This is a genomic window from Stenotrophomonas sp. ESTM1D_MKCIP4_1, assembly GCF_003086895.1.
Taxonomy (GTDB): Bacteria; Pseudomonadota; Gammaproteobacteria; order Xanthomonadales; family Xanthomonadaceae; genus Stenotrophomonas.
This window is the reverse complement of record NZ_CP026004.1, coordinates 4,403,977-4,419,788: the sequence shown is the minus strand read 5'-3', so window position 1 is coordinate 4,419,788 and position 15,812 is coordinate 4,403,977. Positions and strand designations below refer to the sequence as shown.

The window sequence follows — 15,812 nt, the reverse complement described above, 5'->3', positions numbered from 1 at the left end:
CCTGGCGGCTGCCAGGCCGTCCACCCGCGCTAACATGGCCCCAGCACCGGCAACACGGAGGACGCCATGCCCTTGATGACCACGCTCGGCCTGGCCGCCGCGCTGGCCGCGCCGTCGGCCGCGCCCACGATGCCCGCCGCTGATCCGGTGTTCGCCCGCTGCATGACCCAGCTGCAGGCCACGGCCGCCAGGCAGGGTGTGGCCGCGGATCGCTTCACTGCGATCACGGCCGGCCTGCAGCCCGACCCCAGCGTGCTGCCACTGCTGGACGCACAGCCGGAGTTCACCACGCCCATCTGGGATTACCTCGCCGCGCTGGTCGACCGCCCGCGCGTGGATGACGGACGCGCGATGCTGCAGCAGCATCGCGACCTGCTGCAGCGCGTATCGGCGCAGTATGGCGTCGATCCGGCCACCATCGTCGCCGTATGGGGCGTGGAGAGCGACTACGGGCGTGTGTTCGGCAAGCGCCCGCTGCTGCAGTCGCTGGCCACGCTGTCCTGTGTCGGCCGGCGCCAGCCCTTTTTCCGTGGCGAACTACTGGCGCTCATCAGACTGATCGAGCAGGGCGACCTGCAGGCGCAGGGGCTCACCGGTTCCTGGGCCGGTGCCTTCGGCCATACCCAGTTCATGCCCAGCACGTATGCGCGCATCGCTGTCGACGGCGACGGTGATGGCCGCCGCGATCTGGTCGGCAGCATTCCCGATGCGCTGGCCTCCACCGCCAACTATCTCAAGCGCGCCGGTTGGCGCAGCGGCGAACCGTGGGGCATGGAGGTGCGTGTGCCCGAGGGCTTCAAGACCAGCCTGGCCGGGCGCACCCAGCGTCGTGCGCTGGCCGACTGGCGCGCGCTGGGCGTCACCGGTCTGGATGGCAGCGCCCTTGCAGCGCAGGGCCTGCCAGCCGACGCCCGCGCAGCGCTGCTGCTGCCCGCCGGCAGCAAGGGGCCTGCACTGCTGGTGTTCCGCAACTACGATGCGATCTACAGCTACAACGCCGCCGAAAGCTACGCGCTGGCCATTGCCACCCTGGCCGACCGGCTGCGCGGTGGCAGCGGGCTGGCCACGCCCTGGCCCACCGATGACCCGGGCCTTGGCCGTGACGAGCGCCGCCAGCTGCAGACCGTGCTGCTGGCGCGTGGTCACGCCATCGGTAGTGCTGATGGCATGATCGGGACCGCCAGCCGCCGCGCCATCCAGGCCGAACAGCGTCGCCTGGGCTGGCCCAACGCCGATGGCCGCCCCGGCCAGCGCATCCTGCGCACCCTGCAGAGCGAGCCGCGCACGCCAGCGTTGCCTACCCGTTTCAGCCTTCCCGCCAACTACAGTGCCGTGCAGTCGCCGGCCATACGGAGTCGATCCACCGTGCAACAGATCCAGGGTGTCAGCAGCGGCCAGTTCCAGGGACTCGATGCCTGGCTGGTGGAAACCCCCGAGGCCACCGCCGCCATCAGCGTGTTCGGCGGCCAGTTGCTGTCCTTCGTGCCCAAGGGCCAGCCCGACGTGATGTGGCTTTCGCCCAAACGGGCCGAACTGCCGACCCCGATCCGTGGAGGCAGCCCGGTGTGCTGGCCGTACTTCGGCCGCCAGGGCCAGGGCAATGACGTGCCGGCGCACGGCTTCGTCCGCACCCTGCCGTGGGAACTGCAGCAGGCGCGCCGGCTGGACGACGGCAGCATCGAGCTGACCCTCGCACCGCCGGCGCTGCAGGATCTCGGCCTGCGCTTGGCGATGACCGTGCGGGTGGGTCGCGAGTTGCGCCAGCAGCTGCTCACCGAGAACACCGGCCAGGCACCGGCCACCTTCACCCAGGCTCTCCACAACTACTTCCGCGTGGGTGACGCCACCCGGGTCGAGGTCGATGGCCTGGATGGCGTGACTTACCAGGACAAGTACGAGAACTACGCCCAGACCCGTCGCCAGCAGGGCCCGTGGTCGTTGAACGACCCGCGCGATCCGGGGCGCAGCGACCGCATCTACAGCCCGGCCGGCGGCCGCTACGTGCTGCGCGACCCGGTGCTGAAGCGCCGCATCGAGCTGCGAACCGAGGGCAGCCGCGCGCTGGTGGCATGGAACCCCGGTGCCGACGCCGCGGCGAAGATGGCCGACGTCGGTGCAGGCTGGCGCGATTACGTCTGCCTGGAAGCGGCCAACGCAGGCCCCGATGTGGTGACCGTGGCCCCGGGTGGCCGCCATGTGCTGGTGCAGACGCTGTCGGTATCACCCCTGTAGGAAGGGTGTAGCCAGGGCGCCGCAGCCCATCCTGCAAGACAGACCGGGGTAGTGCCGGCCGCTGGCCGGCCCCCCGCTGCAGAGGGCACGTCCTGGCCGCATGCGCTGGGTGAGAGTCGGTCATCCTGACGTCGATGACGCAAACGGCCTGGACGGTCTGGAAGGACTCCGTGACCATCTCCCGGCCCGCCGCCCGGCCCGGCGGTGCGTCACTGCGCACACAAGGATGAACGGTTCCATGGAGAAGGCACGCTGGCATTACGTCGATGGCGCAAGGAGCAAGGGGCCCTACAGCCTGGCGGAGCTGCACCATCTGCAGGCGCAGGGCAGGGTCACCGCCCAGACGCTGGTGTGGTGCGAGGGCATGCCAGGCTGGCAGCCGCTGGACACTGTTGGCGTGGGCGCGCCCCCGACGACCGCAGGTTTCGATACAGCGCCGCACGATCCCTACCGCGCACCCGGAGCGAGCGCGGGTCCACACCCAGCAGCAAGCGCGGCTGATCGCCTGCCAGGTGAGATGGCGCCCTATGCCGCCTTTGTCGGCAAGCGTTTCTCCACCTATCGCAAGCGCTGGCGCTTGGACTTCGGTGGTGCCAACGCCGCCAGCACGTGGCACTGGCCGGGTTTCCTCTTCGGTGTCGTCTGGCTCATGTACCGCAGGATGTACGGTATTGCTGCCGTCTGGTATGGCGTGATGATCGCGCTGACGGTGCTCGAGAAGGTGGCGGGCCTGCCCGAGGTGGTCACGTTGTTCGTCTCCGTGGGGCTCTCCATCACGGCCGGTGCCTGCGGCAACGCCTGGTACCTGTCCCACTGCCAGCGCAACATCGCCGAGGTGCGCCGCCTGCGCGGTTACGACGAACCACGGCGGCTGCGCGTGCTGGCGGAACGCGGCGGCACCAGCGTGGGTTCCGCGCTCGCCGCCCTCGGTATAGCCTTGGCCATGAGCGTACTGGGTCTACTCATGGCGGCCTGAGTCGTCTCAGCCCGATGCACGCGGCCGCAGGACCAGCAGGCACAGCGTGCCGGCCACCAGGCCCCAGAATGCCGAGCCGATGCCGGCCAGCGACACCCCGGAAGCGGTCACCAGGAAGGTGACCAGCGCGGCTTCGCGGTCGCGCTCCACGGCCAGGGCGCTGGCGAGGCTGTTGCCGATTGTGCCGAACAGGGCGATGCCGGCCACGCAGGCGACCAGTTCCTTGGGGAAGGCTGCGAACAATGCCGCCACCGTCGCCCCGAACAGGCCGATCAGGATGTAGAACGCACCGGCGGCCATGGCGGCGGTATAGCGGCGTGCGGGATCCTCATGGGCATCGCGGCCCATGCAGATCGCCGCGGTGATCGCCGCCAGGTTCAACGCATAGGCGCCGAAGGGCGCCAGCAGCGTATTGACCACGCCGATCCAGCCGATCACCGGCGAAATGGGAGCGCTGTAGCCGGACGCGCGCATGACAGCCACTCCGGGGATGTTCTGCGATGCCATGGTGACCACGAACAGCGGCAGGGCGATGCCGGCCACGGCCTGCCAGGACAGCGAAGGCGTGACCCAATGCGGGGCAGCCAACTGCAGGTGCAGGTCCTGGGCGTGCAGCAGGCCACGGCTGGCCGCGATGATGATGCCGACCAGCAGGGTTGCGATCACCGCATAGCGCGGGAACAGGCGGCGGCCGGCCAGCCAGGTGGCGAACATGGCCAGGGCGAGCAGCATCTGGGTGTTCATCGCTACGAACACATCCAGGCCGAAGCGCAGCAGCACGCCGGCCAGCATGCCCGCTGCCAGTGCCATCGGCACCCGCTGCATCAGACGGGCGAAGATGCCCGAGAAGCCGGCCAGCATGCCCAGCACCGCAGCGAGCAGGAACGCACCGGTGGCTTCAGACAGGGAGGCGCCACCGGCACCGACCACCAGCATTGCCGCACCGGGCGTCGACCATGCGGTGACCACAGGCACGCGGTAGCGCAGCGACAGGCCGATACAGGTCACCCCCATGCCCAGTCCGAGCGCCCACATCCACGAAGCGATCTGCGCCTGGTCAGCGCCAACGGCCTGTGCAGCCTGGAACACGATCACCGCAGAACTGGCGAAGCCCACCAGTACGGTAATGAAGCCGGCGACGATGGCCGGTACAGAAAGATCGCGCCACCACGCGCGTTGAACCTGCGCACCCATCACTCTCTCATCTCTGTTCATCCCTACATAGATAGCGCCTGCGGCATTGACCGCGCAACGCGCGGGCAATGCCGCAGTGATGCCGGCACGCGTGTCATGCATGGCGCAGGCGACGTCGTTGTCATCTTCCTGAAAAAAAGTGTTGACGAATTCTGCAGGATCTCTAGAATTCGCTCCCTTGCTGCGGCGTGGCAACTTCCTCGGAAGTGACCCGCCAACAGCGACGCCACACCGGCGAACGAGATGATCGAACGAAGGTGTTGACGGACTCAGAAAGTCCGGCATAATAGGCGGCTCGCAACGACGAAAGGCCCTCGGGTCCAACGACGAAGCGGCATCGGCAACAACGTCCACCCCGGTGAGACGGCCTTGAAAAAGGTGTTGACGAAGCGGAAAAGCCGGCTATAATGGGCGGCTCGCTACGAAGGAAACTTCGCAGCACACGGGAGCGGCGCTGAGGCCACTTCCCCGGATCTTTGAAAGTATGCGCAGGTATCTTGTGAAGGCGCCTGCAGGAAGGATGATTGTCCATCTTGCAGACGTTTGATCAAGCAACTATTAATTGTTTTAAAGCAAGCGATACGTTGCCAGCATCAATAAAGCCTCCCTGGTGAAATTAGCGCTGTGGAACCACCCGATCCCATCCCGAACTCGGAAGTGAAACGCAGCTGCGCCGATGGTAGTGTGGCTCAAGCCATGCGAGAGTAGGTCATCGCCAGGGTTTATACCCAAAAACCCCGCTGCTCACGCAGCGGGGTTTTTTCTTTGCGCGAGGATAGACACGCCGGGCGCGCTGCCGCGCATTGCGCGGTGCCAACCAAGGTTGGCAGCTACCAACGACGAACCCGGTACATCCACGCCATGCGTGGATGCGTCCCCGACGCAGCGCCATCCGGTAGATCCACGCCATGCGTGGATGGGCCGCCTACGCAGAGACAGGTGCCAACACCACGGTTGGCACCTGCCCAATGCAACCGCGCTTCCTCAAGCCAGCGCTACGTCCTGCGCTTCCTGTTGGCGGAACACCGCTACCGCTTCACTCAACGTCCCTGCCTGCGCCTGCAGTTCACGTGCGGCGGCGGTGGCTTCCTCCACCAGCGCCGCGTTCTGCTGCGTGGCCTGGTCCATCTGCACCACGGTCTGGTTGATCTGCTCGATGCCACTGGATTGCGCCTGCGAGGCGGTGGAGATCTCGTGCATCAGGGCGCTGACGCGCTGCACGCCACCGACAATACCCTCCATGCGCTGGCCAGCATCGGCCACCTGTTGTGCACCCTCGCCGACTTCGCGGCCAGCGGTGTCGATCAGCGTCTTGATCTCCTGCGCGGCTGCCGCTGAGCGCTGGGCGAGTACGCGCACCTCACTGGCCACCACCGCAAAGCCGCGCCCCTGTTCGCCCGCGCGGGCGGCTTCAACGGCGGCGTTCAGGGCCAGGATGTTGGTCTGGAAGGCAATGCCGTCGATCACGCCGCTGATGTCGCCGATGCGACGCGACGCCGCTTCGATCGCCTGCATGGTGTGGACCACCCGTTGCATCGCCTGGTTGCCCTCATGGGCGGCATCCTGCGTGGTGGCGGCCAGATCGCTGGCTTGGCGCGCATGGTGGGCGTTCAGGCGCACGGTGGACGTCAGCTCCTCCATCGAGGCGGCCGTCTCCTGCAGGTGCGCGGCCTGGCGCTCGCTGCGCTCGGACAGTGCGTCGTTGCCGGTGGCGATCTCGCGGGCGGCGCTGCGGATCGCGCCGGCACTGTGCTGGATGCGACCGACCATGCGGGCCAGCTGGGTGGCGGTGGCGTTGGCATCGCGCTGGATCGCGGCGAACGCGCCCTGGTACTGACCCTGCATGCGCTGGTCGAGCTCACCGCGGGCCAGTGCGGCCAGCATCTGTCGTACCTCTTCGACGGTACCGCCGACGGTTGCCATCAGCTGGTTGATGCCCGCCGTGAGGCCGTGCAGGAAGCTTGCACCCTCGCTGGCCTGGAGCCGCTGCTCGAGATCGCCCGCCGCTGCCGCCGCGACGATGCCGGCGACGGCGTTCTCCAGTGTCAGTTCATGCGTGCGGTCGTGCCACTCCACGGCAAAGCCGAGCCGGTTGCCCTGTGCATCGAACACCGGGGTGACCACCTGGGCAAAGTGCACCGCGCCGATCTGGATCTTGCCGTTGTGGGTGACCTGCAGGCCGTTGAGGAGGGTGCGGATGCGGTCCGGATTGGCGTGGAAACGATGGATGCTGGTGCCCACCAGCCGTTCGGCATCGAAATCCGGGAAGGCCTGGCGCAGCGTGGCTTGCTGGTTGCGCAGCAGGGCGACGACCGATCGGTTTACGTAACGGATCACGTGCTCGTTGTCGGCGATCATCATGGCCGTGCGCGAGACATCCAGCGCCTGACGGATCTGCGCGTTCTCGGCATGTGCCTGTGCCTGCCGGCCACGCTGTGCCTGCACGTGGCGGGCCGTGTCGGCCAGTGCATGGGCCAGGGAACCGGCGGCGTAATCCTGCGCGTTGCTGTGTGCGGTCAGGTCGGCTCCGGTGGCAATATCCCGCGCCAGTGCGGCCAGTCGCTGCGGGCCATGGCCCAGCGCCTCGCCCTGCTGGCGCAGGCGCGCCGCAGTCTGGCCGAGCACGAGGGCCAGACCACCCAACGCAGCGGCGTGCAGCAGGCCAGGCAGTATCGCGGCGCCCTGCAGGAGCGGCAGCAGCAGGGCGATCACCCCGACCGTACCCGCCAGCCACAGTGGCAGGCGGTCGCGATGGCCCAGCAGAACCGCAAGCAGCAGGGCGATCGGCAACGCGGGGCTGACACCCCCGAGGTGGCAGAGCAGGCCAAGCTGGGTGGCGATGATCACCGCCAGGCCATTGCGGGCCAGGCGGCTACCTGCCTGCGGGCCAGCCAGCCACGCGGCGGGCAGCACCGCAGTCACTGCCAGCAGGGCGACCAGATCGCGCTGGCCATTCAATACAAGGCCCAGCCCGAGCAGCGCCATGGCAACGCTGCCGACCAGCAGGCGGCGGTCACCGCGTCGTGCGAGCTGCTGCAGATAGGGGCGGCGGCCCTGATCGGGGGGACGAGGGGATGCGACGGACATCGATGACTCCTGGAAAAGCGGACGGCACAGGCCCGGCGTACCGCCACGCGCGACGGCGTGTCAGTGGCAGGGCCAGGAATGTGCAGGGGGAGATGACGCGGATGGCAGACACCGGGGCCACGTCCTGTGGGCGGCGGTGCAGGCAGACAGGCATGTGGGCTTCCTTGCAGAGCACGAACAGCCGCAGGCCCGACCGGACCCGCGTACCACGGGCGCAGGGGCCCGCAACTGTTCTATCGGCCGTGCGCGCGCAGAGTGAAGCGTGCGGCGCAGGCGCTGCTCAGCCGGCGAGGAAGCGGTTGATCACTTCGGCGATCTGCGCCGGATGTTCCATGTGCAGGTGGTGGTTGCCGGGAAACACGGCCAGGCGCCCGTCGCGCAGGTGCTGCAGCCGCTGGCTGCGGCCGGGCTCCGGATAGTAGGACTGTGCCGGCGTGGCGTAGATCACCTGGGTGGGGCAGGCGATGGCCTGCAGCAGGTTGTCGATCTGGCCCTCGCTGAGGCGGATGGCCGTGGGCAGCATCAGGCGCGGATCGCTGCACCAGCGGTAGCCGCCTTCCACCGGCTCCACGCCGCGTTCGACCAGCAGGCGGGCGCAGCCCTCACTGAGCTGGTTGGCCATCATCCGTGCGCGGATGGGTGCTGCGAGTTCCGGGAACACGCGCAGCTGCTTGCGCGCCAAGGCGCGGCTGGCATTCACGTGATCGCGCAGGCGATCGGCGGTTTCTTCTTCGGGCCCGCGCAGGCCGCCCAGCGCTTCGATGGCGATCAGCCGTTCGACGCGATCACTGACAGCTGCGGTGAGGCTGGCGATGCCGGCGCCCATCGAATGGCCCATCAGGGTGAAGCGGTCCCAACCCAGCGCGTCGGCGACATCCAGCACATGGGTGATGGCGGCTGGCGTGGTGTAGACCGCACCCGCAGGCAGGTGCGCGCTGTGGCCATGGCCAGGCAGGTCGATGGCCACCAGTTCCACACCCTGCAGGTGCGGCGCCAGCGGCACGAAGCTGGCGGCATTGTCGAGCCAGCCATGCAGGGCGAGTACGCGGGTGCCGTCGGTGCTGCCGCCGCGCAGGCCGGACACGCGCGTACCGGCGATGTCCATCGCGAATGGCTGCAGGCTCATGCCAGCGATGCCACGGCCAGACGGGCCAGCGCCCGCGCGTGCCCGGGTTCTGAATTCAAGCAGGGGATGTAACGCATCGTCGCGCCGCGTTCGGCCAGCGTTTCGGTGAAGCCCATCGCCACTTCTTCCAGCGTTTCCAGGCAATCGGTGGCAAAGCCCGGACAGACCACGTCGATCTGCTTCACGCCTGCTTCGGCCAGCGCCCACAGGCTGGGTTCGGCGTAGGGCTGCAGCCAGCGCTCACGGCCGAAACGCGACTGGTAGCCGAGCTGCCACTCGTCGGCGGCCAGACCCAATGCGTTGGCGATGGCCTGCGCGCTGGCTTCGCAGCGGTGCGGGTACGGGTCGCCTGCATCGGCCAGGCGCTGCGGAATGCCGTGGAAGGAGAACACCAGCTTCTGGCCGCGGCCGTGCTGCTGCCAGTAACGCTGGATGGAGCCGGCCACGGCGGCGACCCAGTCCGGGTCGACCGAGTAATCCTGCACCAGGCTGATGGTGATGCCGGGATGGCGGTGCTGCCAGTCATCGACGCGGTCTTCGATCGACGCGGTGGTGGTGGTCGAATACTGCGGGTACAGCGGCAGCACCACGATGCGGCGCACGCCCTCGGCCGCCAGGCGGTCGAGTTCGGCGGTCAGCGCGGGCGTGCCGTAGCGCATGGCGTGGCGAACCCGCAGGGTGGGCAGCAACGCCTGCATGGCCTCGGCCAGGCGCCGGGTGTGCACCATCAGCGGCGAGCCTTCCGGCAGCCACACCTGGGCGTACTTGGCCGCCGAACGGCCGCTGCGCAGCGGCAGGATGAGCCCGCGCAGCAGCGGCTGCCAGAGCAGCGCCGGAATCGAGACCACGCGGGGATCGGACAGGAATTCAGCCAGGTAACGACGTACGGCGGGTGCCGTCGGCGTCTCGGGCGTGCCTAGGTTGACCGCCAGCACGGCGGTATCGGGTGCGTCGAGCATGGTGGCCATTGTCGCCGATCCGGCGCCGCACCGGCATACGGGGTTCGGATCGTGGTGATGCAGCACGGCTATCGACGGCGGACGCGCTCATTGGATATTCATGACAACGCTACTAATTTCAGTCACTTGCTATATCTTCCTATGGACTGACTTCTGGAGCCCGCCATGCGTCGCCCGATCCAAGCCCTGCTGATCGCCGCCAGCCTGCTGTCCAGCCAGGCCATGGCCGGACCGCAGGAAGACCAGCGCGCCCGCAACGCGGTGCGTGTGCTGGCTGAAATCCAGGAAATCCCCGAACAGGGCATTCCGGACAAGTTGCTCGACGAAGGCCGCGCGGTCATCGTCATTCCCGACACGATCAAAGCAGGTCTGGTCATCGGCGGTCGCCGGGGCCATGGCCTGATGTCGGTGCGCATGCCCAACGGTGCCTGGTCCAACCCGGTGTTCATCAAGCTGACCGGTGGCAGCATCGGCTTCCAGGCCGGCGTGCAGTCCTCCGATGTGGTGCTGGTGTTCCGCAATGACCGCAGCCTGGACAACCTCGTCAATGGCAAGTTCACCCTGGGCGCCGATGCGGGCGTGGCTGCCGGTCCGGTGGGCCGCAATGCCGCCGCCGCCACCGATGGCCAGCTGAAGGCTGAGATCTGGTCGTGGTCGCGTGCCCGTGGCCTGTTTGCCGGTGTGGCGCTGGATGGCGCGGTGCTGCAGATCGACGATGCCGCCAACCTGGACGCCTACGGCAGCAACACCACCCCGCGGATGATCTTTGAAGGCCGCGCTGCCGGTGCCCCGTCGATGGACGTGGTGGCCTTCCGCGACCGCCTGGAAGAAGCCACCTACGCTGCGCGCAACAACCGCACCGGCAACGCTGGCACCGCCAGCGCCCCGCCGCCGCCGGTCCAGGCGCCTGTTCAGGCACCGACCCCGGCGCCGGCCGAAGCGACCACCGCGCCCCTGCAGAACATGCCGCAGAACCCGCCGCCGCCGCAGCAGGGCTTCCAGCCGGTCGGTGACGGTGAGATCCGCACCGAGACGCTGGGCGGCAACTGACTTTCGTCACGCGCGCCGGCTTGCAGCCGGTGCGCTATGCTCGACAGCCTGATCACTACGTAACGAGCGTCTTTATGGGCGGTTTGAGCATCTGGCATTGGTTGATTGTCCTGGCCGTGGTTCTGTTGGTGTTCGGCACCAAGCGGCTGACCAGTGGCGCCAAGGATCTCGGCTCGGCGGTGAAGGAATTCAAGAAGGGCATGCGCGATGACGACAAGCCGTCGGCGCAGCTGGGCGACGAGTCGCGCAGCCAGGATGCCTCGCGCACCGCGCAGGACGAGCACGACCGCAACGCGCGTTGATCCGGAGCGGTTGCGGTGTTTGATATTGGTTTCAGCGAACTGCTGGTGATTGCCGTGGTCGCCCTGGTGGTGCTCGGTCCCGAGCGCCTGCCCAAGGCGGCCCGTTTCGCCGGCCTGTGGGTACGTCGTGCCCGCAACCAGTGGGATTCGGTGAAACAGGAGCTGGAGCGCGAACTGCAGGCCGAAGAGATCAACCGGCATATGCAGGATGTGCGGCAGAGCATGCACGACACCGAAAGCCAGCTGCGTGCCAGTGGCGAAGCGGTGCGCCGCGAGGCGGTACAGGCACAGCAGCAGGGCGATGCCCTGGCCCAAGAAGTGCGCGCGCCGGCCCCGGCGCAGATGCCGCCGCACCTGGCCGAAGACGACCCCGCGATGCCCGCAGCGGCCCAGGACGGCGATTCAATTCCGCCCACCTCCACCGACGTCGCCAAGGATGCTCCGGCGAACCCCGTGGCCGATGCGCCCGCTGCGCCGGAGCGCCAGCCATGAGCGAACATGATTTCGGCGAAAGCTCGCTGGTCGAGCATCTGGTTGAACTGCGCGCGCGCCTGATCCGTGGGCTTCTCGGCTTTGGCGTGGTGCTGCTGGGCCTGCTGCCGTTCACCCAGAAGCTCTACAACACCCTGGCCGAACCGCTGGTGTCGCAGTTGCCGAACGGGCAGACGATGATCGCCACCAACCCGGCTGGTGCTTTCTTCGCGCCGTTGAAGCTGACCTGCTTCGTTGCCCTGTTCGTGGCGGTGCCCTGGCTGCTGTACCAGCTGTGGGCGTTCGTCGCGCCGGGTCTGTATGCGCGCGAGAAGCGCCTGGCGGTACCGCTGCTGGTGTCCTCGGTGCTGCTGTTCTACACCGGCTGCGCGTTCGCCTACTTCCTGGTGCTGCCGGCGGTGTTCCACTTCCTCACCACCTTCAGCCCGGAAGTGATTGCGATCACGCCCGATGCCAACGCCTACCTGGATTTCGTGCTGGCGATCTTCTTCGCCTTCGGCGGCAGCTTTGAGCTGCCGGTGGCGATGGTGATCCTGGTGCTGCTGGGCTGGGTGACGCCGCAGCAGTTCAAGGAAGGCCGTGGCTACGCGATTGTCGGCATCTTCGTGCTGGCCGCGGTGCTGACCCCGCCGGACGTGGTCTCGCAGCTGATGCTGGCGATTCCGATGTGCCTGCTGTACGAGCTGGGCATCCATGCGGCGCGCTGGCTGGTGCCGTCGTCCGTGGTGAAGAAGCCCGCTGCCTGATACAAAAAGGGGACGGAGGGGACCAAGTCGCGTGTGCACACACGAGACTTGATCCCCTCCGTCCCCTTTTTTCACGGTGCAGGTCAGGCGTGGAAGACGTCGTTCGCGGGGGCGGTGGCCGGCACCGGCGGTGCGCCGCGGCTGCCGCGGTGTACGAACATCTGCTTCCAGGCGGCATAGACCGCGCCGACGTACAGCGGCATGACCACGGTGGTCAGCACCAGCTGGGCGATGAAGGCCGCTGCCAGCGGGCCGCCGATCAGCATCGCGATCTGGATGACGATGACGAACAGGATGTAGCCGCAGAACGCGGCGATCAGGCCCAGGGCCGCGAACACGACCATCGCCACGATGTTCTCGATGCAGCCCTGCAGGCTCAGGCGCAGCGCGTGCATGCCGCTCTGCTTGTCGAACACCACCAGCGCCGGCTGGGTGAACATCGCCAGCGACAGACCCACGGCGGTGACGAACACCAGCAGCAGCCACAGCGCGATGCGCTTGGCCGGCAGGTTGGCGACCAGGCTGGCCGCATCATCGGGACTGATCTGCTGGCCGCTGCGGCTGATCTGTTCCATCTTGGTCATGACCTCGCTGAAGGCGGCAAAGCCTTCGCGACCGATCATCAGGTACAGCAGCACGCCCAGCAGCAGCACCGCCAGTACCTGGATGGCCAGCGGCACCAGCAGGTGGCTGACGCGACGGTCGCGGATCGGCTGCAGCAGGTGCGAGGCCAGGCCGGGGCGGCCCTCGTCGATCTCGCCCATGGCATACAGCATGCCGCCGAACATGACCGGCGAAATGGCCAGGGTCATCAACTGCACGGCCAGGCCCGCCGCGCCCGGAATCAGGGTCGACAGCAGCGTGACCACCCAGCTGACCACCAACCAGGTGAGACCGATGCGGGCCAGCTGCAGCGGCGCGCGCCGGTACAGCGAGAACGTATCCAGCAACCACTGGGCGCCCGCCGAAGCCGGCAGCTTGCGAATCTCTTTCATGGACATCCGGGAAGGGACAGAAGGGGGCCGGGCGGGTGCCCGTGCCGCCGATTATCCCTGTTTTGCGACCGGCTGGGCTGAAGACTGGCGGGCCTGGCGGACGAAGCGCCGCAACAGCTGGCGGGCCAGGGGGGCGGCGCTGACCGCGCGTTCGATGCTGCGCGCGCAGCCGCCATGGCGGCCGATGCAGTCGGCACGGGCGCGGATGTAGCCGCGCATGTGGTGGGTGGCGAACTCGGGATGGAACTGCACGCCCCAGGCCTGGCGGCCCCAGCGGAAGGCATGGCAGCCATCCAGCGGCGAGCGCGCCAGTACGGCGGCGCCATCGGGCGCGCGCAGCACGGTCTGCAGGTGGGTGGCGTGGGCCGGGAAATGGCTGGGCAGGCCGCCGAACAGCGGATCCTCGGCGGCGGCCGGGTCCAGCGCCAGTTCGATCGTGCCCGATTCGCGTCCGGCCGGGTTGTAGGCCACCTCACCCCCGAGCGCATGCGCCAGCAGCTGGTGGCCGTAGCAGATGCCGAACACCGGCACGCCGTCATGGGCGACCTGGCGCAGCCACGCCGCGCTGCGTTCGCTCCATTCGGCATGGTCGGTGACATAGGCGGCCGAGCCGGTCACCAGCACGCCGGCGAAGACGCGGGCATCGGGCAGCGCGGCGCCGTGTTCGACATCGACCACCACGGTTTCGTGTTCTTCCAGCCCGGCGGCCACGCGGATCCAGTGCGGGAAACGGCCGTAGCGCCGCAGGGACGGCACCGGGCGGCCGGTTTCAAGGATCAGGAACGGGGCTGGATTCATCCGGGGGCGGCAGGACTGACAGGACTTCCTCGATTGTAGTCAGCCCCTGCGCCACCTTTTCAAGCCCCGCCTGGCGCAGGGTTCGCAGTCCTTCAGCCTGTGCGGCATGGCCGAAAGCGGCCAGATCCATGTCCGCGCGGATCAGCCTGCGCAGCCGCGAACCCAATGGCAGCAACTCATACAGCCCGATGCGGCCGAGGAAACCGGTGCGCCGGCATTCCAGGCAACCGACCGGGCGACAGGGCGTGGCGGCATCTGGATATGCTGCATGGCTATCAGCCAGCACCGCCCAATCGGACGGGCCGAGGCTGTGCGGCTGCTTGCAGTGCGGGCACAGGGTGCGCACCAGGCGCTGGGCCAGGATGCCGTTGAGGGTGCTGGCCAGCAGGTAGTGCGGCACGCCGATGTCGAGCAGGCGGGTAATGGCCGAGGCCGCATCGTTGGTATGCAGGGTGGACAGCACCAGGTGGCCGGTCAGCGAGGCCTGCACCGCCATCTGCGCGGTTTCCAGGTCGCGGATCTCGCCGATCATGATGATGTCCGGGTCCTGCCGCAGCAGGGTGCGCACGCCGCTGGCGAAATCCAGGTCGATGTTGGCCTGCACCTGCATCTGGTTGAACTCCGGCGAGATCATCTCGATCGGGTCCTCCACCGTGCACACGTTCACGTCCGGCGTGGCCAGCCGCTTCAGCGTCGAATACAAGGTGGTGGTCTTGCCCGAACCGGTGGGGCCGGTGACCAGCACGATGCCGTGCGGGCGCTCGACCAGGGCATTCCAGCCGGCGGCCTCCTGCGGGCTGAAGCCAAGCTGGTCGATGCTCTTGAAGGCCGCGTCCGGGTCGAAAATGCGCATCACGCACTTCTCGCCGAAGGCGGTGGGCATGGTCGACAGGCGCATTTCGACCTCACGGCCGCCCGGCGAACGGGTCTTGATGCGGCCGTCCTGCGGGCGCCGACGCTCGGCCAGGTCCATGCGGCCGAGCACCTTGATGCGACTGACCACGGCGGTCATCACCGTCGGCGGCACCTCGAACACCTTGTGCAGCACGCCGTCGATGCGGAAGCGCATGCGCCCCATTTCGCGGCGCGGTTCCAGGTGGATGTCCGAGGCGCGCTGCTCATAGGCGTACTGCAGCAGCCAATCGACGATATGGACGATGTGCTGGTCATCGGCATTGACGTCGCCGGCCCGGCCCAGTTCGACCAGCTGCTCGAAGCTGGGCAGGGTGGTGCTGGCTTCGCCGCGCACATCACCGCGGGCCCCACGCACCGAGCGGGTGACCCCGAAGAACTCCATGGTGTAGCGGTGCAGATCCAGCGGGTTGACCATGGCCAGCTCGATCTGGCGCCGGGTCAGGTGCTGCAGGTCGCGGCGCCACTCCTGGGCCAGCGGTTCGCTGGTGGCCACCAGCACGCGCTCGGCATCGACGGCCAGCGGCAGGAAGCGATGGCGGCGGGCGTAGGCGTGCGAGGCCACGGCGGTGACCGAGGCGACGTCGACGCGGGTCGGGTCGATGCGCAGGTAGCGGCAGCCGGTGCGCCGGGCCAGCCATTCGGTCAGGCGTTCCAGGCTGAGCTCGCCGCCCTCGCTGGCGGCCAGCTTGAGGTTGGACAGCAGGACCAGCGGGTGCACCTCGCTGGCGTTGCGCGCGCCCTGTGCGGAAAAGCGCACGCGGTCGCGGTCACGTTCGGCGATCAGGCCATCGGCCAGTGCGGCAGCGGCCACCTGCTCGAACTGCAGGCGCCCTGGCGGCAACGGGGCCGGTGCGCCGGGCGTGCCTGCCGGCAGCCGGTGTTCCATCTGCCTGCTCCTCCCGGGTACGGAATGCCCCGCAGGTCGGCCGTTATACTAGCG

Annotated in this window: 13 protein-coding genes and 1 rRNA gene; 7 read left to right on the top strand and 7 right to left on the bottom strand. The window is 68.1% G+C overall.

Going from position 1 to position 15,812, the window contains the following annotated elements:
* Positions 1–129: 129 nt before the first annotated feature.
* Both C1924_RS19985 and C1924_RS19980 read left to right on the top strand, forming a co-directional pair.
* Entirely contained in the window at positions 130–2,232 is a 2,103-nt protein-coding gene (locus C1924_RS19985; RefSeq protein WP_108767134.1) for a lytic murein transglycosylase, read from the top strand.
* A 238-nt stretch (positions 2,233–2,470) separates the two neighbouring features.
* Positions 2,471–3,208, top strand: a complete 738-nt coding sequence (locus tag C1924_RS19980; RefSeq protein ID WP_108766878.1) for a GYF domain-containing protein — start codon at positions 2,471–2,473, stop codon at positions 3,206–3,208.
* A 6-nt stretch (positions 3,209–3,214) separates the two neighbouring features.
* Here the strand turns inward: C1924_RS19980 and C1924_RS19975 are convergent, their stop codons facing one another.
* Positions 3,215–4,402, bottom strand: coding sequence for a benzoate/H(+) symporter BenE family transporter (locus C1924_RS19975; protein WP_108766877.1), 1,188 nt, complete (start codon positions 4,400–4,402; stop codon positions 3,215–3,217).
* A 606-nt stretch (positions 4,403–5,008) separates the two neighbouring features.
* Between C1924_RS19975 and rrf the strand changes: the two genes are divergently transcribed.
* Positions 5,009–5,123, top strand: a 5S ribosomal RNA gene (gene rrf / locus C1924_RS19970).
* A 263-nt stretch (positions 5,124–5,386) separates the two neighbouring features.
* Here rrf and C1924_RS19965 read toward each other — a convergent pair.
* From C1924_RS19965 to hemH, 3 genes are all read right to left on the bottom strand, one after another.
* Positions 5,387–7,489 (bottom strand): methyl-accepting chemotaxis protein, encoded by a 2,103-nt coding sequence (locus C1924_RS19965; protein ID WP_108766876.1) that lies wholly within the window; start codon positions 7,487–7,489, stop codon positions 5,387–5,389.
* A gap of 280 nt (positions 7,490–7,769) precedes the next feature.
* Positions 7,770–8,615 (bottom strand): alpha/beta hydrolase, encoded by an 846-nt coding sequence (locus C1924_RS19960; protein ID WP_108766875.1) that lies wholly within the window; start codon positions 8,613–8,615, stop codon positions 7,770–7,772.
* Positions 8,612–9,574 (bottom strand): ferrochelatase, encoded by a 963-nt coding sequence (hemH, locus tag C1924_RS19955; RefSeq protein ID WP_108767133.1) that lies wholly within the window; start codon positions 9,572–9,574, stop codon positions 8,612–8,614. Before hemH ends, C1924_RS19960 begins: the two co-directional genes overlap by 4 nt.
* Before the next feature lie 165 nt (positions 9,575–9,739).
* On the opposite strand from hemH, the gene C1924_RS19950 reads away from it, so the two are divergent.
* The 4 genes from C1924_RS19950 (at position 9,740) to tatC (ending at position 12,164) form a co-directional block, all read left to right on the top strand.
* Positions 9,740–10,624, top strand: a complete 885-nt coding sequence (locus C1924_RS19950) for a YSC84-related protein (RefSeq protein ID WP_108766874.1) — start codon at positions 9,740–9,742, stop codon at positions 10,622–10,624.
* Positions 10,625–10,698: 74 nt separating this feature from the next.
* Positions 10,699–10,926 carry a Sec-independent protein translocase subunit TatA gene (gene tatA / locus C1924_RS19945; RefSeq protein WP_108759268.1) on the top strand — a complete coding sequence of 76 codons (228 nt, stop codon included), beginning with the start codon at positions 10,699–10,701 and terminating at the stop codon, positions 10,924–10,926.
* Positions 10,927–10,941: 15 nt separating this feature from the next.
* A complete protein-coding gene (gene tatB / locus C1924_RS19940) occupies positions 10,942–11,418 on the top strand; it encodes a Sec-independent protein translocase protein TatB (RefSeq protein ID WP_108766873.1) in 477 nt (158 codons plus the stop codon).
* Positions 11,415–12,164, top strand: a complete 750-nt coding sequence (gene tatC, locus C1924_RS19935; protein ID WP_108766872.1) for a twin-arginine translocase subunit TatC — start codon at positions 11,415–11,417, stop codon at positions 12,162–12,164. The genes tatB and tatC overlap by 4 nt, the downstream gene beginning before the upstream one ends.
* Before the next feature lie 83 nt (positions 12,165–12,247).
* On the opposite strand, the gene C1924_RS19930 is transcribed toward tatC, so the two are convergent.
* Genes C1924_RS19930 through C1924_RS19920 form a run of 3 tightly spaced genes read right to left on the bottom strand, consistent with a single transcriptional unit; the run spans position 12,248 to position 15,758 of the window.
* Complete coding sequence (locus C1924_RS19930) at positions 12,248–13,159, bottom strand: BPSS1780 family membrane protein (RefSeq protein ID WP_108766871.1); 912 nt, start codon at positions 13,157–13,159, stop codon at positions 12,248–12,250.
* A 51-nt stretch (positions 13,160–13,210) separates the two neighbouring features.
* Complete coding sequence (locus tag C1924_RS19925; protein ID WP_108766870.1) at positions 13,211–13,957, bottom strand: glutamine amidotransferase; 747 nt, start codon at positions 13,955–13,957, stop codon at positions 13,211–13,213.
* Entirely contained in the window at positions 13,929–15,758 is a 1,830-nt protein-coding gene (locus tag C1924_RS19920; RefSeq protein WP_108766869.1) for a GspE/PulE family protein, read from the bottom strand. The genes C1924_RS19925 and C1924_RS19920 overlap by 29 nt, the downstream gene beginning before the upstream one ends.
* Positions 15,759–15,812: the final 54 nt, after the last annotated feature.